The organism is Pseudomonas sp. c313 (genome assembly GCF_055407145.1).
The window spans coordinates 194,426-212,686 of record NZ_JBUZRD010000004.1 but is presented as its reverse complement, the minus strand read 5'-3'; the positions used below and the strand labels follow the sequence as shown (position 1 = coordinate 212,686).

16 protein-coding genes are annotated in these 18,261 nt (G+C 60.2%); 7 read left to right on the top strand and 9 right to left on the bottom strand.

Annotated features, from left to right (window positions below):
- Nucleotides 1-144 precede the first annotated feature (144 nt).
- On the top strand, nucleotides 145-1,557 hold the full coding sequence (locus ACZRKZ_RS14530) for a NorM family multidrug efflux MATE transporter (RefSeq protein WP_463981909.1): 1,413 nt from the start codon (nucleotides 145-147) through the stop codon (nucleotides 1,555-1,557).
- Here ACZRKZ_RS14530 and ACZRKZ_RS14525 read toward each other — a convergent pair.
- A complete protein-coding gene (locus ACZRKZ_RS14525) occupies nucleotides 1,554-3,227 on the bottom strand; it encodes a putative bifunctional diguanylate cyclase/phosphodiesterase (protein ID WP_463981908.1) in 1,674 nt (557 codons plus the stop codon). The two genes, ACZRKZ_RS14530 and ACZRKZ_RS14525, sit on opposite strands and share 4 nt — an antisense overlap.
- Before the next feature lie 268 nt (nucleotides 3,228-3,495).
- Between ACZRKZ_RS14525 and rep the strand changes: the two genes are divergently transcribed.
- Together rep and ACZRKZ_RS14515 are read left to right on the top strand one after the other, a co-directional pair.
- Nucleotides 3,496-5,505 carry a DNA helicase Rep gene (gene rep, locus ACZRKZ_RS14520; protein WP_350615157.1) on the top strand — a complete coding sequence of 670 codons (2,010 nt, stop codon included), beginning with the start codon at nucleotides 3,496-3,498 and terminating at the stop codon, nucleotides 5,503-5,505.
- 57 nt (nucleotides 5,506-5,562) lie between these two features.
- Entirely contained in the window at nucleotides 5,563-6,135 is a 573-nt protein-coding gene (locus ACZRKZ_RS14515; protein ID WP_149412583.1) for a xanthine phosphoribosyltransferase, read from the top strand.
- Between the two features lie 40 nt (nucleotides 6,136-6,175).
- Here ACZRKZ_RS14515 and ACZRKZ_RS14510 read toward each other — a convergent pair whose 3' ends face one another.
- The 6 genes from ACZRKZ_RS14510 to dadA all read right to left on the bottom strand — a co-directional run bounded on the left by ACZRKZ_RS14510 (nucleotide 6,176) and on the right by dadA (nucleotide 12,274).
- Nucleotides 6,176-8,098, bottom strand: coding sequence for an acetyl-CoA hydrolase/transferase C-terminal domain-containing protein (locus tag ACZRKZ_RS14510; RefSeq protein ID WP_463981907.1), 1,923 nt, complete (start codon nucleotides 8,096-8,098; stop codon nucleotides 6,176-6,178).
- 138 nt (nucleotides 8,099-8,236) lie between these two features.
- Nucleotides 8,237-8,647 (bottom strand): c-type cytochrome, encoded by a 411-nt coding sequence (locus tag ACZRKZ_RS14505; RefSeq protein ID WP_463967635.1) that lies wholly within the window; start codon nucleotides 8,645-8,647, stop codon nucleotides 8,237-8,239.
- A gap of 181 nt (nucleotides 8,648-8,828) precedes the next feature.
- Nucleotides 8,829-9,377 carry a cupin domain-containing protein gene (locus ACZRKZ_RS14500; RefSeq protein WP_017135864.1) on the bottom strand — a complete coding sequence of 183 codons (549 nt, stop codon included), beginning with the start codon at nucleotides 9,375-9,377 and terminating at the stop codon, nucleotides 8,829-8,831.
- Nucleotides 9,378-9,492: 115 nt separating this feature from the next.
- Nucleotides 9,493-10,566: an alanine racemase gene (gene alr, locus ACZRKZ_RS14495; protein ID WP_463967634.1), complete on the bottom strand. Its 1,074-nt coding sequence runs from the start codon at nucleotides 10,564-10,566 to the stop codon at nucleotides 9,493-9,495.
- A 78-nt stretch (nucleotides 10,567-10,644) separates the two neighbouring features.
- Nucleotides 10,645-10,998 carry a RidA family protein gene (locus tag ACZRKZ_RS14490; RefSeq protein WP_133100782.1) on the bottom strand — a complete coding sequence of 118 codons (354 nt, stop codon included), beginning with the start codon at nucleotides 10,996-10,998 and terminating at the stop codon, nucleotides 10,645-10,647.
- A complete protein-coding gene (gene dadA, locus ACZRKZ_RS14485) occupies nucleotides 10,970-12,274 on the bottom strand; it encodes a D-amino acid dehydrogenase (protein ID WP_463981906.1) in 1,305 nt (434 codons plus the stop codon). The genes ACZRKZ_RS14490 and dadA overlap by 29 nt, the downstream gene beginning before the upstream one ends.
- Nucleotides 12,275-12,430: 156 nt before the next feature.
- Here dadA and ACZRKZ_RS14480 point away from each other — a divergent pair, with 156 nt between their 5' ends.
- A complete protein-coding gene (locus tag ACZRKZ_RS14480) occupies nucleotides 12,431-12,919 on the top strand; it encodes an Lrp/AsnC ligand binding domain-containing protein (RefSeq protein ID WP_003177284.1) in 489 nt (162 codons plus the stop codon).
- An 8-nt stretch (nucleotides 12,920-12,927) separates the two neighbouring features.
- Here the strand turns inward: ACZRKZ_RS14480 and ACZRKZ_RS14475 are convergent, their stop codons facing one another.
- The gene (locus ACZRKZ_RS14475) at nucleotides 12,928-13,281 is read right to left on the bottom strand and encodes a YkgJ family cysteine cluster protein (RefSeq protein WP_149412596.1); all 354 of its coding nucleotides are present in this window, start codon (nucleotides 13,279-13,281) and stop codon (nucleotides 12,928-12,930) included.
- Nucleotides 13,282-13,396: 115 nt separating this feature from the next.
- Here ACZRKZ_RS14475 and ACZRKZ_RS14470 point away from each other — a divergent pair, with 115 nt between their 5' ends.
- Entirely contained in the window at nucleotides 13,397-14,689 is a 1,293-nt protein-coding gene (locus ACZRKZ_RS14470; protein ID WP_463981905.1) for an NAD(P)/FAD-dependent oxidoreductase, read from the top strand.
- Between the two features lie 3 nt (nucleotides 14,690-14,692).
- On the opposite strand, the gene ACZRKZ_RS14465 is transcribed toward ACZRKZ_RS14470, so the two are convergent.
- Nucleotides 14,693-14,938: a DUF1127 domain-containing protein gene (locus ACZRKZ_RS14465; RefSeq protein WP_463981904.1), complete on the bottom strand. Its 246-nt coding sequence runs from the start codon at nucleotides 14,936-14,938 to the stop codon at nucleotides 14,693-14,695.
- A 166-nt stretch (nucleotides 14,939-15,104) separates the two neighbouring features.
- Between ACZRKZ_RS14465 and ACZRKZ_RS14460 the strand changes: the two genes are divergently transcribed.
- Together ACZRKZ_RS14460 and ACZRKZ_RS14455 are read left to right on the top strand one after the other, a co-directional pair.
- Complete coding sequence (locus tag ACZRKZ_RS14460) at nucleotides 15,105-16,538, top strand: aminotransferase-like domain-containing protein (RefSeq protein WP_463981903.1); 1,434 nt, start codon at nucleotides 15,105-15,107, stop codon at nucleotides 16,536-16,538.
- 62 nt (nucleotides 16,539-16,600) lie between these two features.
- Nucleotides 16,601-18,175 carry a phospholipase D family protein gene (locus ACZRKZ_RS14455; RefSeq protein WP_463981902.1) on the top strand — a complete coding sequence of 525 codons (1,575 nt, stop codon included), beginning with the start codon at nucleotides 16,601-16,603 and terminating at the stop codon, nucleotides 18,173-18,175.
- The last annotated feature ends 86 nt before the right edge of the window (nucleotides 18,176-18,261 follow it).

Below are 18,261 nucleotides of genomic sequence, written 5' to 3'. Positions count from 1 at the left end.
CTCCGACAGCGCAATCTCGAAACCCTACCAGAATCTCTCAGACATGAGTTTTAATCATGCGAACCATCGCATTTATCCCTTTGTGCAAAGTGCTGAGAGCGCCGAGAATCAACCCTTCCCCTTTCCTCCGTTTTTTTGAGTGTGATGAACATGCAGCATCCGGCACGTACCGAACTCTGGGCCATTCTGCGGCTGGCAGGGCCGTTGATTGCCTCACAGTTGGCGCACATGCTGATGGTGCTGACCGACACCCTGATGATGGCCCGCCTGAGCCCCGAAGCCCTGGCTGGCGGTGGCTTGGGCGCGGCGAGCTATTCGTTTGTATCGATCTTCTGCATCGGCGTGATCGCCGCCGTCGGCACGCTGGTCGCCATCCGCCAGGGCGCGGGCGACATTGAAGGCGCCACCCGGCTGACCCAGGCTGGGCTCTGGCTGGCGTGGCTGATGGCGCTGGTGGCCGGCTTACTGCTGTGGAACCTCAAGCCGGTGCTGCTGATGTTCGGCCAGACGGAAACCAACGTGCACTCGGCCGGGCAGTTCCTGATGATCCTGCCGTTCGCCCTGCCCGGCTACCTGACCTTCATGGCCCTGCGCGGATTTACCAGTGCCATCGGCAAGGCGACGCCGGTCATGGTGATCAGCCTGGCCGGTACGGTGATCAACTATTTGCTCAACCATGCCTTGATCGAAGGCATGTTCGGCCTGCCTAAGTTGGGCCTGGTGGGCATTGGCCTGGTGACCGCCATAGTCGCCAACTGCATGGCCCTGGCGCTGATTTGGTACATCAAAATCAACCGGGCCTACGACGCTTATCCGCTGTGCGAGGGCCTGTTGCGTCCCAACCTTCAGTACCTGCGAGAACTGTGGCGCCTGGGCCTGCCAATTGGTGGCACCTATGCGGTGGAAGTCGGGTTGTTTGCATTCGCAGCGCTGTGCATGGGCACCATGGGCAGCACGCAATTGGCGGCGCACCAGATCGCCCTGCAAATCGTCTCGGTGGCGTTCATGGTGCCGGCGGGGTTGTCCTACGCAATCACCATGCGCATCGGCCAGCACTATGGCGCCGGGCAACTGCTGGATGCACGTCTGGCCGGGAGGGTCGGGATTGTCTTCGGGGCGGTGGCGATGCTCGGGTTTGCGATGATGTTCTGGCTGCTGTCGAACCAGTTGATCGGCCTGTTCCTCGACCACAATGACCCGGCGTTTCGCGATGTCATCAGCCTGGCGGTCAGCCTGTTGGCTGTTGCGGCCTGGTTTGAGCTGTTCGATGGCGTGCAGACCATCGCCATGGGCTGTATTCGCGGGTTCAAGGACGCCAAGACCACGTTCCTGGTGGGGCTGGGTTGCTACTGGCTGATCGGCGCACCAGCTGCCTGGTTGATGGCCTTCACGCTCGGCTGGGGGCCGACCGGCGTCTGGTGGGGCTTGGCCCTCGGCCTGGCGTGCGCAGCGGTAAGCCTGACGTGGGCGTTTGAAGCGAAGATGAAGCGGATGATTCGCCGGGAAGGAACGGTGCCTGAAACTCACAATGAATTTCAGGCACCGCAGCCGGACTAGATCACTTCTCCCAGCAATGCCTGCTGACTGTCACCAAACCTCAGGTATTCCACCAACTCCGCCAACGGCAACGGCTTGCTGATCAGATACCCCTGGGCCTGATCACAGCCGAACAACCTCAGCAACGCCAACTGCTCGGGCGTTTCCACACCCTCGGCCACCACTTCCAGGTTGAGGTTGTGGGCCAGGTTGATCATGGCGTGGACCAGCTTGCGGTTTTCCTCGCGCTCTTCCATGCCGCCGACAAAGCTCTTGTCGATTTTCAGCAAGGCAATCGGCAGGCTGTTGAGGTGCACGAACGATGAGAACCCGGTGCCAAAGTCATCCAGGGAAAAACGCACCCCCAGGCGGCCGAGAGCGTCCATGGTCTGCTTGACTAGATCGCTGCGACGCATCACGGCGGTTTCCGTCAGTTCGAATTCCAGCCACTGCGCGTCCACTCCCCGCTCGGCAATCAGCCGGCTAAGGGTCGACAACAATTGGCTGTCCTGGAACTGACGGAACGACAGGTTGACCGCCATGTGCAGCGGCGCAATCCCGCGTTCACGCAGGTCCTGCATGTCACGCAAGGCCCGGGAAATCACCCAGTAACCCAGCGGCACAATCAAGCCACTCTGCTCGGCCAGAGGCACGAACTCACTGGGCGGCAACAGGCCGCGCTCGCCATGGCGCCAGCGCACCAGGGCCTCCAGGCCGACGATATGCCCGTCGTCCAGGTCCAACCGTGGCTGGTAATGCAACTCCAGCTCATCACGGCGCAGCGCCCGGCGCAGTTCGCTTTCCAGGTCGGCGAGGCTGCGGGCGTTGCGGTTGATGCGCTCGTTGAAAATATGGAAGGTGCAGCCTTGGGTGCTTTTGGCTTGTTGCATGGCGATATGGGCATGCCACATCAGCGGGTCGGCGCCAGCCTTGGCGCGAGCGTGGGCTACCCCCAGGCTGCAACCGATCAGCAGGCTTTCGCCATCCACCCAATAGGGTTCGGCCATGGCTTCGGTGATGCGCTCGGCCATCCACTCGGCGCGTTGGGGCGCCCGGCGGGTGTCGATCAGCAGGGCGAATTCGTCACTGCCCAGGCGCGCCAGTTGATCCCCGGCCTCCAACTGGCTCTTGAGCCGCGAGACCACTTGCAGAATCAGGCGGTCGCCGGCCTGGTGGCCGAGGGCGTCGTTGGCGTGACGAAAGTTGTCCAGGTCCAGGTGCCCGAGGGCCAGGCCACGTCCTTCGTTTTCAGCCAGGCGTGCAGTCAGCAGGGTCTGAAAGCCCTGGCGATTGGCGATGCCGGTCAGCGGGTCTTGTTCGGCCAGGCGCTGCAAGGTATTTTCCAGCAAGCCGCGCTCGCGGACATGGCGCAGGCACCGGCGCAATGTATCGATATCCAATGCCGTGCGGACCAACCAGTCGCTGACGCCCAACGGCGCTACCAGCGGCTCCTGTTCCAACAACAACACGCAGGGCAGGCTGCAACGGCCGGGCCCGGGTTGAAGGCTGGGAGTGGTCAACAACACCGCCGTGCGGTGGTCATCGAACAGGCTGCTCACAGACTCCCAATTTGGCGCGCTGATCAGCACAGCCCCATCGCCCATCGGCACCAGGCACTCGCGCAACAACGCTGCCCACGCTGGCTCATCGGCCAGTAGCAGCAAACGCAAGGGTTCGACAGGCGTAGACAAGCTAGCTCCCTAGACTCTGCAAAATTTCGTTGGCGGCGGGCATTATGACGTGCCGCCTGGTAATGACCAATGATATTGGTTATCAAATACAGCGCAGTGCGGCTCTAGATCAAACAATAGACTCTAATACCCCGCACATCCTGCGGCAAAGTAACAAAACCGGCAAATTTAGATCGAGTGGTACGTCACACTGTCGTTCAGAGGCAGCAGAATCTCGCCAGCCTGTTAAAATACCTGCCCTTTTGATCAATGACTCCCTGAACTCTGTATGTCCCGACTCAATCCCCGGCAGCAAGAAGCCGTGAACTACGTCGGCGGCCCTCTATTGGTGCTCGCCGGCGCAGGCTCCGGCAAGACCAGCGTGATCACCCGCAAGATCGCGCACCTGATCCAGAACTGCGGCATCCGCGCCCAGTACATCGTCGCCATGACCTTTACCAACAAGGCGGCGCGAGAAATGAAAGAGCGTGTCGGCACCCTGCTCAAGGGTGGCGAAGGCCGCGGCCTCACTGTGTGTACCTTCCACAACCTGGGGCTGAACATCATCCGCAAGGAGCATCTGCGATTGGGCTACAAGCCGGGCTTCTCGATCTTCGACGAGACCGACGTCAAAGCCCTGATGACCGACATCATGCAGAAGGAATACGCGGGCGACGACGGCGTCGACGAGATCAAGAACATGATCGGCTCGTGGAAAAACGACCTGATCCTGCCGCCCGAAGCCCTGGAAAACGCACGCAACCCCAAGGAGCAGACCGCTGCCATCGTCTACACCCATTACCAGCGCACGCTCAAGGCGTTCAACGCGGTGGACTTCGACGACCTGATCCTGATGCCGGTGAAGCTGTTCCAGGAACACGCCGACATTCTCGAAAAATGGCAGAACAAAGTCCGCTATCTGCTGGTGGATGAATATCAGGACACCAACGCCAGCCAGTACCTGCTGGTGAAGCTGCTGATCGGCATCCGCAACCAATTCACCGTGGTGGGCGACGATGACCAGTCGATCTACGCCTGGCGCGGCGCACGCCCGGAAAACCTGATGCTGCTCAAGGACGACTATCCGTCCCTGAAAGTGGTGATGCTGGAGCAGAACTATCGCTCCACCAGCCGCATCCTGCGCTGCGCCAACGTGCTGATCTCCAACAACCCCCACGAGTTTGAAAAACAACTGTGGAGCGAGATGGGCCACGGCGACGAAATCCGCGTGATCCGCTGCCGCAACGAAGACGCCGAAGCCGAGCGCGTGGCCGTTGAATTGCTGACCTTGCACCTGCGCACCGATCGGCCGTACAGCGACTTTGCCATCCTGTATCGCGGCAACTACCAGGCCAAGCTGATCGAGCTGAAGCTGCAGCACCACCAGATCCCTTATCGTCTGTCCGGCGGCAACAGCTTTTTCGGACGCCAGGAAGTCAAAGACTTGATGGCCTACTTCCGGCTGATCGTAAACCCGGATGACGACAACGCCTTCCTGCGGGTGATCAACGTCCCTCGTCGGGAAATCGGCGCGACCACCCTGGAAAAGCTCGGCAACTACGCCACCGAACGCAAGATATCGATGTACGCCGCCACCGACGAAATCGGTCTGGGCGAGCATCTGGACACCCGCTTCACCGACCGCCTGTCGCGCTTCAAGCGCTTTATGGACAAGGTCCGTGAGCAGTGTTCCGGCGAAGACCCGATCAGCGCCCTGCGCAGCATGGTCATGGACATCGACTATGAGAACTGGCTGCGCACCAACAGCTCCAGCGACAAGGCCGCGGACTACCGCATGGGCAACGTCTGGTTTTTGATTGAAGCACTGAAAAACACCCTGGAAAAAGACGAAGACGGCGAAATGACCGTCGAGGACGCCATCGGCAAGCTGGTCCTGCGAGACATGCTCGAACGTCAGCAGGAAGAGGAAGACGGCGCCGAAGGCGTGCAAATGATGACCTTGCATGCGTCCAAGGGACTGGAATTTCCCTACGTGTTCATCATGGGCATGGAAGAGGAAATCCTCCCCCACCGCTCCAGCATCGAAGCCGACACCATCGAAGAAGAACGGCGCCTGGCCTACGTGGGCATTACCCGCGCCCGTCAGACCCTGGCCTTTACCTTTGCCGCCAAGCGCAAGCAGTACGGCGAAATTATCGATTGCGCCCCTAGCCGCTTCCTTGATGAGCTGCCTCCGGACGACCTGGCCTGGGAAGGCAACGACGACACACCGACCGAAGTCAAAGCCGTTCGCGGCAACACCGCTCTGGCGGATATACGCGCAATGTTAAAGCGCTAGAATTGACTACTTTTTAATCTACTTTCGGCGCACAAGACGCCAGTTGAGGAAGCTTTCGTGGAAGCACTACACAAGAAAATTCGCGAAGAAGGCATCGTGCTTTCCGATCATGTACTTAAGGTCGACGCCTTTTTGAACCACCAGATCGACCCGGCCCTGATGAAGCTGATCGGCGACGAATTCGCCGCACGGTTCAAGGATTCGGGCATCACCAAGATCGTCACCATCGAAGCGTCGGGCATTGCCCCAGCGATCATGACAGGCCTGAACCTGGGCGTGCCGGTGATCTTCGCCCGCAAGCAGCAGTCCCTGACTCTCACCGAAAACCTGCTGTCGGCGACGGTGTACTCCTTCACCAAGAAGGTGGAAAGCACCGTGGCGATCTCGCCGCGCCACCTGACCAGCAGCGACCGCGTGCTGATCATCGATGACTTCCTGGCCAATGGTAAGGCGTCCCAAGCGCTGATCTCAATCATCAAACAGGCCGGTGCGACCGTGGCCGGCTTGGGGATCGTGATCGAGAAGTCGTTCCAGGGTGGCCGTGCGGAACTGGATGCGCAGGGTTACCGGGTTGAATCGCTGGCTCGGGTGCAGTCGTTGGCGGGTGGCGTCGTAACCTTCATCGAATAATCGACGCCCCCACATACTGTAGGAGCGAGCTTGCTCGCTCCTACAGTGACGTCGCCTGAAGCCCTGCCAACAGTAGTCGCTGATACAAGTCCTCTTTCAACCCCTCCGGCTTGGCCAACCCCATCCGCTCCAGATGCAGGGGGAACGCCTTCGGCTCTGGTGCATCCAGCGCCGCCTTGCCCAGTTCCAGAATCTCCGTCAGCTTGAATTTGCTCTTGAGCCAGTTCAACGCCCGCAGCAAATCCCGCTCCTCATCAGTGAAATCACTGCCCAACGGATACTCCGGAAATAACCGCGCATGTCGGGCCTGGACTGCCTGCAAACGCTCTGGCGTATTGTTGGCAAAACGCGGGGCCAGCTGGAAATCCTTGGGCAACTTGCCCGCTTTTTGCGCCCGTTCGATCAGGTCGGCCTGGAACCGCGAGTCGGTGATATTCAGCAGCGCCTCAATCACCTTGGCGTCAGTCTGACCACGCAAGTCGGCGATGCCATATTCGGTGATGACAATGTCGCGCAAGTGCCGGGGAATAGTGCAATGGCCATAGTCCCAGACGATGTTGGAGCTGACCTCGCCTGCCGATTCGCGCCAGCTACGCAGGATCAGGATCGAGCGCGCGCCCTCCAGCGCATGGCCTTGGGCGACAAAGTTGTATTGCCCGCCCACACCGCTGAGCACACGGCCATCTTCCAACTGGTCTGCCACACCCGCGCCCATCAGGGTCACGGTAAATGCACTGTTGATAAACCGCGCATCCAGGCGCTGCAAACGCTTGAGTTGTTCCTGCCCGTACAGCTCGTTGATGTAGCTGATGCGGGTCATGTTGAACTCCAGGCGCTTGCTCTGGGGCAAGTCCCGCAACCGCGCATAAAAACTGCGCGGCCCCAGGAAGAAGCCGCCGTGCACCGAAATACCATCTGGCTGCGCCGACTCATCCAGGGTGCCGGCATTGGCCTGCTCCTGAGTCGCAACGTCCGGATAGACCTTGCGCCGGACGATGCCCGCATCGGCCAGTACCAGCAAGCCATTGACGAACATTTCGCTGCAACCGTAGAGGCCCCTGGCAAACGGCTCGACCCCACCTTCGCGGCTGATCAGCGGCGCCCATTGGTATACGTCCAGGTCGGTGAGCAATAGCCGATAGGCCTCGTTATCCGCCTGGCGCGCCAACAGTGCAGCGGTCAGCGCATCGCCCATGGAGCCGATGCCGATCTGCAAGGTGCCGCCGTCACGCACCAGGGTGCTGGCGTGCAGGCCGATAAAGTGATCCTGGAACCCCACCGGCATGTTCGGGGTGGAAAACAGCGTGGTGCTGTCCTTCTCGTCGATCAGGAGATCGAACTGATCCATGCCCAGCTCTGCATCGCCGGGCATGTAGGGCAAGTCGTTGTGGACCTGGCCAACCACCAGGATGGTTTCCCCGGCCGCGCGCCGCTTGGCGATCATCGGCAGCAGGTCGAGGGTAATGTCGGGGTTGCAGCTCAGGCTCAAGCGATCCGGGTGTTCGCTGCAGCTGGCCACCAGTTGCGCCACCAGGTTCAAGCCAGCGGCGTTGATGTCGCGGGCGGCATGGCTGTAGTTGCTGCTGACATAGTCCTGCTGGGCCGAAACGCTGTGGAGCAGGCTGCCGGGCTGCAGGAAGAACTGTTGCACATGAATGTTGGCCGGCAGGCTGTCCTTGTGCAGGTCGGCGAGAAAGTCCAGCTCGGGATAGTCACCGAAGACTCGCTCGATAAAGGGTTCGAGGAAGCGCTTTTGCAAACCGTCACCCAAGGTCGGGCGGCCCAGGCTCAGGGCGGTGTAGATCGTCAGTGCGCGATCGGGCAGCTTGGCGATGCGACGGTACAGCGCATTGGCAAACAGATTGGGTTTGCCCAGGCCCAAGGGCATACCCATGTGAATATGCGCTGGCAACCGCGCCAGTACGTCATCGACCGCTTGCTCGATTGAACACAACTGCACCATCGGACTTCTCCCGAACATTCCATGAATTGGGGTTGGACCGAGCTTGCCGGGTCTTTGCTGTAAAGAACAGCCTCGAAAGGTAAATCGCGCTCACAAAAAAGCCGCTCGCAAGCGGCTTTTTTGACGAAGATCGGCTTTTTACAAACCGGACATCTCCTTGATCGCACCCTTGAGGTCGTCATCCGAGCAATCGGAGCATGTCCCTTTAGGTGGCATTGCGTTGATGCCGGTGATGGCTTTGGCCAGGATGCCATCAAGGCCGCCCTGATGGTCGGCGCGCTCTTTCCAGGCAGCTTTATCACCGACTTTCGGCGCGCCCAACAGGCCAGTGCCGTGGCAAGCATTACAATGCTTGGCAACGATATCCGCCGGCGTTTTTGCTCCGCCGCCGCCCGCAGCCACAGCAACTTCCATCCCCTTGCATTCTTCGCCCTGAACACAGACCTTCCCGACGGGTTCAAGACGCTTGGCAATATCATCATTGGTCGCAGCTTGAGCGCTGACAGCCCAAAGGGCCAGTACGGTTGCTGGTGCGGCCAGCATTTTCATAATTAGGTTCACGCGTTCACCCTCATGGTGGCTATTCACGCCTGCGGCCACGGTTTCGCAGGCGGCGAAAGTATAACGGTTAGCCCGCCCCACTGAAACAACCCTATTGTCGAAGGGGAGATTCACCACGACGGAATACTGCGTCGGGTATCGCTGCAATACAGGCAGGATGCCTCTTTTCTTAAAAGTTCGCGGGTGTGGCTGCGCTGATTAGTCGCGCCGGCACATCGAACGGATTACGAAAACGGTGTGGCTTGGTGCTTTCAAAGTAGTAGCTGTCGCCGGCTTCGAGCACAAAAGTTTCAAGACCGACCACCAGTTCCAGGCGTCCTTCTACCAGGATTCCGGTTTCCTCGCCCTCGTGGGTGAGCATTTCCTCGCCGGTGTCGGCGCCTGGCGGGTAAATCTCGTTGAGAAACGCAATTGCCCGGCTTGGATGCGCTCGGCCCACCAGTTTCATGGTCACCGCGCCATCGGAGATATCGATCAGCTCATTGGCTTTATAGACGATCTGGGTCGGTTTTTCCTGGAGGATCTCCTCGGAAAAGAACTCGACCATGGACATGGGAATGCCGCCCAACACCTTTCGCAAGGAGCTGATGGAAGGGCTGACACTGTTTTTCTCGATCATCGAAATAGTGCTGTTGGTAACGCCCGCGCGCTTGGCAAGCTCTCGCTGGGAAAGACCTTTCAGTTTACGGATGGATTGCAGTCGTTCGCCGACGTCCAATGCTGGAGCCTCCTAGATTCAGGCGTTATTGTAATTGAGCGTTATCATGGCGACAGCGTTCAGTATTTACAACACTTGGACCTAAATCCTGGCGCCCTCAGTTCGTCGCCTACGGCTAAACGCCGCAATAGAGCCGTGGCACTCGACGCAGGTTGCAGAAAATCTGATACGGGATGGTGTCAGCAGCAGCAGCGACCTCACTGGCGAGGATGTTTTTGCCCCACAACTCGACAATGGAACCCAGACCGGCTTCAGCTACATCGGTCAGGTCGACACACAGCATGTCCATCGACACGCGACCGAGCAATTGGCTGCGCTGGCCAGCGACCAGCACGGGTGTGCCGGTCGGAGCGTGGCGTGGATAACCGTCTGCATAGCCCATGGCAACCACGCCGATGCGCATCGGCTTCTGAGTCACGAACCTGGCGCCATAGCCCACAGGTTCTCCGGCCGGCAGTTCGCGTACACAAATGACTTTCGATTCCAGGGTCATGACTGGCTGCAAACGCGCATCGATCGCCTGGTCTTCGCCAAACGGCGTGGCTCCATACAGCATGAGGCCCGGGCGAACCCAATCGCTGGAAACGTTCGGCCAGCCCATTACCGATGGCGAGTTGCGCAGGCTGACCTGGGCCGACAAGCCTTGGCTAGCCGCCGTGAATACCGCGACCTGCTCTTCGCTACTCGTACTGTCCAGCTCGTCGGCACGGGCGAAATGGCTCATCAACACGATCTTCGCCACTTTGCCGCTGGCCAACAGACGCTGGTAAGCGTCGTGATAGTCCTTGGGATGCAGGCCAACCCGGTGCATGCCCGAGTCCAGCTTCAGCCAGACCGTGAGCGGTTTGCTCAAGGTCGCTTGCTCAATCGCCTCCAACTGCCACAACGAATGCACCACGCACCAGAAATCATGCTCGATGATCAGCGGCAGTTCATCGGCTTCGAAAAAACCTTCCAGCAGCAACACCGGCGCACGAATGCCGGCGGCCCGCAGCTCCAGCGCTTCCTCGATGCAGGCGACGGCAAAGCCATCCGCCTCGGCCTCCAGCGCCTGGGCACAGCGCACGGCACCATGCCCGTAGGCATCAGCCTTGATCACGGCCAGGGCCTTGGCCCCGCTGATTTCACGAGCCAGTTGGTAGTTGTGGCGCAGGGCTTGAAGGTCGATCAGGGCACGGGCAGGACGCATGGCGGCAGGCTTCTAGGCAGCTAGGGGAAGAAAATCGGCACCGACTGACAGCGTCGGCACCGGGAGAGGGATCAAGTTTTAAGGCAGAGCGGCCACGACTGACAGCTCAACCAGGATTTCCGGTTCGCAGAGCTTCGACTCAACCGTCGCACGGGCCGGGGCAACACCTTTTGGCAGCCACTTGTCCCACACCGCGTTCATGCCGGCGAAATCGGCGTCGATGTCTTTCAGGTAGATCGTCACCGACAGCAACTTGCTTTTGTCGGTACCGGCCAGATCCAGCAAACGCTCAATGTTGGCGAGGGTTTCACGGGTCTGCTGCTCAATCCCGGCACTCATGTTGTCGCCGACTTGCCCTGCCAGGTACACGGTACCGCTGTGGACAACGATCTGGCTCATGCGCTCATTGGTGAGCTGGCGCTGGATTGACATGTTTTGCGGACTCCTGGTGGTGGTTGCCGTAACGGGAAATATCGAGGCCTTCGGCACTGATTTGCGGCGTTTTCTTCGCCATCAAATCGGCCAGCAGACGACCAGAGCCACAGGCCATGGTCCAGCCGAGGGTGCCGTGGCCGGTATTCAAGAACAGGTTTTTGAACGGCGTGGCGCCAACAATCGGCGTGCCGTCCGGAGTGGTCGGACGCAGGCCTGTCCAGAAACTGGCTTGGGACAAATCACCGCCCTGAGGATAAAGGTCGTTGACGATCATCTCCAGGGTTTCACGCCGGCGCGGGTTCAGCGACAGGTCAAAACCGGCAATTTCAGCCATGCCGCCGACGCGGATGCGGTTGTCGAAACGGGTGATCGCCACCTTGTAGGTTTCGTCGAGAATGGTCGAGGTCGGGGCCATTGCCGGGTTGGTGATCGGCACGGTCAGGGAGTAACCCTTGAGCGGATACACCGGCGCCTTGATCCCCAGCGGCTTGAGCAACTGCGGCGAGTAACTGCCCAGGGCCAGCACGTAGCGGTCGGCGGTTTCCAGCTTACCGTCGATCCAGACGCCGTTGATACGATCACCAGCCTGGTCCAGGCGCTGAATATCTTGTTCAAAGCGGAACTCGACGCCCAGCTGGATGGCCATTTCCGCCAGGCGGGTGGTGAACATCTGGCAGTCGCCGGTCTGGTCATTGGGCAAACGCAGGGCACCGGCCAGGATATCGGTGACGCCGGCCAGGGCTGGCTCGACGCGGACGATACCGGCACGGTCCAGCAGCTCGAAAGGCACGCCAGACTCCTTCAAGACGGCGATATCCTTGGCGGCACCATCGAGCTGGGCCTGGGTGCGGAACAATTGCGTGGTACCTAGGCGGCGACCTTCGTAGGCAATGCCGGTTTCGGTGCGCAATTCGTCGAGGCAATCTCGGCTGTACTCAGACAGACGGACCATGCGCTCCTTGTTCACCGCATAACGGTTGGCGGTGCAGTTACGCAGCATCTGCGCCATCCACAGGTATTGATCAATATCGGCGGTGGCCTTGATCGCCAGTGGCGCGTGGCGTTGCAGCAGCCACTTGATGGCCTTGAGCGGCACACCCGGCGCGGCCCACGGCGAGGCGTAGCCAGGTGAGACCTGCCCGGCGTTGGCGAAACTGGTCTCCATGGCAACAGCCGGCTGACGGTCGACCACAACCACCTCGAAACCGGCCCGCGCCAAATAGTAGGCACTGGCCACACCAATGACTCCGCTACCCAAGACCAGAACACGCATTTTTATATCCTCATCGCGGCTTGACCGCTGACATTTATTGTTCAGCACAAAGATGTTCGCAGTATAAAAAGCATTCGCCAGTGCATTTCACTATATAACTGCCTATATTTGGCGAGAATTCTCGGCAAAAACCCTTTTCACGGAGGCGCATCCCCTATGCGTACCAACACCCAGACCAAACGGGAGCTGGACAAGATCGATCGCAACATCCTGCGTATCCTGCAAGCTGACGGGCGAATTTCCTTCACCGAGCTGGGAGAAAAGGTCGGACTGTCGACCACGCCCTGCACCGAGCGGGTTCGGCGCCTGGAGCGTGAAGGGATCATCATGGGCTACAACGCCCGGCTTAATCCCCAGCACTTGAAGGGTAGCCTGCTGGTGTTTGTCGAGATCAGCCTCGACTACAAATCAGGCGATACCTTCGAAGAATTCCGACGAGCCGTGCTGAAACTGCCTCATGTGCTGGAGTGCCACCTGGTGTCGGGGGATTTCGACTACCTGGTAAAGGCGCGGATTTCCGAGATGGCCTCGTACCGCAAACTGCTGGGCGACATCCTGCTCAAACTGCCCCATGTGCGGGAGTCCAAGAGCTATATCGTGATGGAAGAGGTGAAGGAGAGCTTGAGTTTACCCATCCCGGATTGAAGAGCGGACTAAACCAGCACTTGCCGCGTCGTCGCCATGTACTCATGAATCTGCTTCTCCACCCGTGGATGGATCATCTCCACCGGGCCGCGGCCATTGGGGCATGGCAGGGTCGGCGTAGTACCGAACAGTCGGCAGATCAACGGCCGTTCGCCGTAAACGGTGCAGCCATTGGGGCCCAGGTGCACGCAGTTCAGTTCGTCCATCGCGGCATCCTGTTCGGCAGCCGTCTTACGGGGCAGACGGGACATTTCCTCGGTTGAGGTGGTCACCGGCCCACAGCAGTCGTGGCAACCCGGGACGCACTCAAACGAGGGAATTTGCTGACGCAGCGTGCGAATTTTCTGACTGTTGCAACTCATCGAAACAGGTACCAAACAGCGAATAGGCCTGAATTCTGCCTTAAAAACCCTCGGTGAGACAGCGTCGTCCGACCGCTGTATCCTGCGTCAAATTTTCCAAACACGGATGCCTCCCATGACAGCCAGTGCCCGGCACACCGCTTCCTACTATGCAGCCAGCAGCTTGCCGCAACCCGATCATCCGGCGCTTGCAGGAGAAGTGGTGGCCGATGTGTGCGTGGTTGGCGGCGGTTTTTCCGGGATAAACACCGCCCTGGAGCTGGCCGAACGAGGCTTGAGCGTGGTGCTGCTGGAAGCGCACAAGATCGGCTGGGGCGCCAGCGGTCGAAATGGCGGGCAGTTGATTCGCGGCGTCGGTCACGGCCTGGATCAGTTTTCCAATGTCATCGGCACCGACGGTGTGCGGCAGATGAAGCTGATGGGCCTGGAAGCCGTGGAGATCGTGCGCCAGCGGGTCGAGCGTTTTCAGATCGACTGCGACCTGACCTGGGGCTACTGCGACCTGGCCAACAAACCCCGCGACCTGGAAGGCCTGAGCGCCGATGCCGACGAACTGCGCAGCCTGGGCTATCGCCATGAGCTGCGCCTGCTGCAAGCCGGGGAGGTGCGCAGCGTGGTGGGTTCCGACCGGTATGTCGGCGGGATGATCGACATGGGCTCCGGGCATCTGCATCCGCTTAACCTGGCCCTCGGCGAAGCTACTGTCGCCCAGCAACTGGGGGTGAAGCTGTTCGAACAATCGCAAGTGGTGCGTATCGACTATGGCCCGGAAGTCAAAGTCCACACCGCCCAAGGCTGCGTGCGGGCCAAGACCCTGGTGCTGGGCTGCAATGCCTATCTGAACGACCTCAATGCGCAACTGAGCGGCAAGGTGCTGCCCGCCGGCAGTTACATCATCGCCACCGAACCCTTGAGCGAAGCGCAAGCCGCTGACCTGCTGCCGCAGAACATGGCGGTGTGTGACCAGCGGGTAACCGTGGATTACTTCCGGCTATCGGCGGACCGGCGCCTGCTGTTCGGCGGTGCCTGTCACTATTCTGGCCGCGACCCCCAGGACATCGGTGCCTATATGCGGCCGAAGATGCTGCAAGTGTTCCCGCAGTTGGCTGGCGTAAAAATCGATTACCAATGGGGCGGCATGATCGGCATCGGCGCCAACCGTTTGCCGCAGATCGGTCGGCTGGCTGATCACCCTAACGTGTATTACGCCCAGGCCTACGCCGGCCATGGGCTCAACGCCACCCACCTGGCGGGCAAGCTGTTGGCCGAAGCCATCAGCGGCCAGCAAGGTGGAGGCTTTGATCTGTTTGCCAAGGTGCCGCACATGACCTTCCCCGGCGGCAAGCATTTGCGCTCGCCGCTGTTGGCGCTGGGGATGCTCTGGCACCGGCTCAAAGAGTTGGTGTAACCCTTACCCGCGCCAGAACGGCTTCAATCCTTCCCGACGCGCCTGCCCGGGGCTCAAGCCGATATCGCGCAATTGCTCCGCGGTCAGCTCCAACAGTGCCTTGCGCGTATGCCGACGGTGCCAGAAAAGGGCCCAGCGGCTGAGGAAGGAAGGTGCATTACGACGGATGCTCACGCCCGTCGCCCGCTCCTGCCCCGCTGCCAGTTCCTGACTGCGTAGCGCCAGCCGTACATCGCTCAAGCCGTTCATTTTGCTGCCCCTCATCTACCTGTTGCCATGAGTGCCCATGATGAGTCGAGCGTCGAAATCAATACAGATCCAAATAAGCGGTATTAAATCCATACAGATACTGCCTATCTTTGACTGAATCGTGTATTTTCGCTTCATCTGTACTGGTTAACCGGGAACAAACGTCATGACCCTCTATGTAAACCTCGCCGAACTGCTGGGCACTCGCATCGAACAGGGCTTCTACCGCCCCGGCGACCGGCTGCCCTCGGTACGGGCCTTGAGTGTCGAACATGGGGTCAGCCTGAGCACTGTGCAGCAGGCCTATCGGCTGCTGGAAGACAACGGCCTGGCGATGCCAAAGCCTAAATCCGGTTACTTCGTGCCCGTGGGTCGAGAGCTGCCGGCATTGCCAGCGGTGGGCCGACCGGCCCAGCGCCCGGTGGAAATATCTCAGTGGGACCAAGTGCTGGAACTGATCCGCGCCGTCCCGCGCAAAGACGTCATACAGATGGGCCGGGGCATGCCGGATGTCCTGTCACCCACCATGAAACCTCTGCTGCGCAGCCTGGCGCAGGTCAGCCGCCGACAGGACATGCCCGGCCTGTATTACGACAACATCTACGGCTACCTGGAGCTGCGCGAGCAGATTGCCCGCTTGCTGCTGGACTCCGGCTGCCAACTGAACGCCCAGGACCTGGTGATCACCACTGGCTGTCATGAGGCGCTGTCCACCAGCATCCGCGCCACTTGCGAGCCGGGCGATATCGTTGCAGTTGACTCGCCGAGCTTCCACGGTGCCATGCAGACTCTCAAGGGCGCGGGCATGAAAGCCCTGGAAATCCCTACCGACCCGTTGACCGGCATCAGCCTCGAAGCCCTGGAGCTGGCGTTGGAGCAGTGGCCGATCAAGGCCATACAGTTGACGCCCAACTGCAACAACCCGCTGGGCTACATCATGCCGGAGTCACGCAAACGAGCGCTGTTGACACTGGCCCAGCGCTTTGACGTGGCGATCATTGAGGACGATGTATATGGCGAACTGGCCTACAGCTACCCGCGACCGAAGACCATCAAATCCTTCGACGACGATGGCCGCGTCCTGCTGTGCAGTTCCTTCTCTAAAACCTTGGCGCCGGGTCTGCGGATCGGATGGGTAGCGCCTGGCCGTTATCTGGAACGGGTGCTGCACATGAAATACATCAGCACCGGTTCCACCGCCACCCAACCGCAGATCGCCATTGCCGAATTTCTCAAAAATGGGCATTTCGAACCTCATTTGCGGCGGATGCGCACTCAATACCAACGTAATCGCGACCTGATGCTCGACTGGGTCAGCCGCTACTTCCCGACCGGCACCCGCGCCAGCCGCCCCCAAGGCAGCTTCCTGTTGTGGGTGGAGTTGCCGGAGGGGTTCGACACCCTGAAGCTCAATCGGGTGCTGATCGACCAAGGCGTGCAGATTGCTGTGGGAAGTATCTTTTCCGCCTCAGGCAAATACCGTAACTGCCTGCGGATGAACTACGCTGCCAAGCCAACGCCGCAGATTGAAGAGGCGGTGCGCAAGGTCGGTGCGGCGGCCATCAAGTTGCTGGCCGAAACGGCGCAAGGCCTGGACTGATCTTTCGCGAAAAATTACCGTCATATGGCGATAACCGCCCTGATTCGGAACCCACACCCTTGATGAGCCAACGGCTTTTAGCGTTTTTCCTGCTGGGATTCCTGGGCGTGGCCGGTTGCGCCACCGTGAATGTGCCACGTACACCCAGCCAAGCCATGCCAGCGATGGACTCCTCCTTCGGCCGCTCGATCCAGGCCCAGGCCGCGCCGTACCAGGGCCGCTCTGGATTTCGCCTGCTGCCCAACAGCAGCGAAGCGTTCATGGCCCGCGCCGAACTGATCCGCAACGCCCAGACCAGCATCGACCTGCAGTACTACATCGTTCATGACGGCATCAGCACGCGGATGCTGGTGGAGGAACTGCTCAAGGCCGCCGACCGTGGCGTGCGGGTGCGCATTCTGCTGGATGACACCACCAGCGACGGCCTGGACGAGATCATCGCCACCCTCGCCGCCCACCCGCAAATCCAGATTCGCCTGTTCAACCCGCTGCACCTGGGCCGCAGCACCGGCGTGACCCGGGCCATGGGCCGGCTGTTCAACCTGTCGCTGCAACACCGGCGCATGCACAACAAGCTGTGGCTGGCGGACAACAGCATGGCCATCGTCGGTGGACGCAACCTGGGGGATGAGTATTTCGATGCCGAACCCAACCTGAACTTCACCGATATCGACATGCTCAGCGTCGGGCCGGTGGCCGAGCAACTTGGCCACAGCTTCGATCAGTATTGGAACAGCGCCCTGAGCAAACCGATTGACGAATTCATCTCCACTGCGCCTTCCTCGCGCGACCTGGCCGCCGCCCGCTTGCGCCTGGAAGAATCCCTGGCCGAGTCCCGCCAGCAAAACCACGCACTCTATCGCCGCCTGATGGCCTACAAAACCCAACCGCGCATGAACATCTGGCGCCGCGAGCTGATCTGGGCATGGAACCAGGCTTTATGGGATGCGCCGAGCAAAGTCCTGGCCAAGGCCGATCCCGATCCACGGCTGCTGCTGACCACGCAACTGGCACCGGAACTGGAAGGCGTCAGCCACGAACTGATGATGATTTCAGCCTACTTCGTGCCCGGCCAGCCTGGTTTGCTGTACCTGACCGGCCGGGCCGACGCGGGTGTATCGGTAAGCCTGCTGACCAACTCCCTGGAAGCCACCGACGTGCCAGCGGTGCACGGTGGCTACGCGCCATACCGCAAGGCCTTGCTGGAGCATGGAGTGAAGCTGTACGAGCTGCGCCGCCAACCGGGAGGAGGAGGAGGAGGAGGCGGCAGTGGCCCGAATCTGTTGCGCAGCAGTTCATTCCAGGGCTCGGATTCCAGCCTGCACAGCAAGGCGATCATCTTTGACCGGAAAAAATCGTTTATCGGCTCCTTCAACTTCGACCCGCGTTCAGTGCTGTGGAACACCGAAGTCGGCGTGTTAGTGGACAGCCCGGAGCTGGCCGAACACGTGCGCAACCTGGCGCTGGAAGGCATGGCGCCGGCTTTGAGTTATCAAGCCAAGCTGCAGGATGGGCAGGTGGTGTGGGTGACGGAAGACAACGGTCAGCTGCATACACTGCCCCGTGAGCCGGGGAGCTGGTGGCGCAGGTTCAATGCCTGGTTCGCCACTACTGTTGGCCTGGAGCGCATGTTGTAGGAGCGAGCTTGCTCGCGAAAAACCCGAGAGCGCCGCGTTCATTCAGGCAGCAAACGTTATCGTTGACGACCATCGCGAGCAAGCTT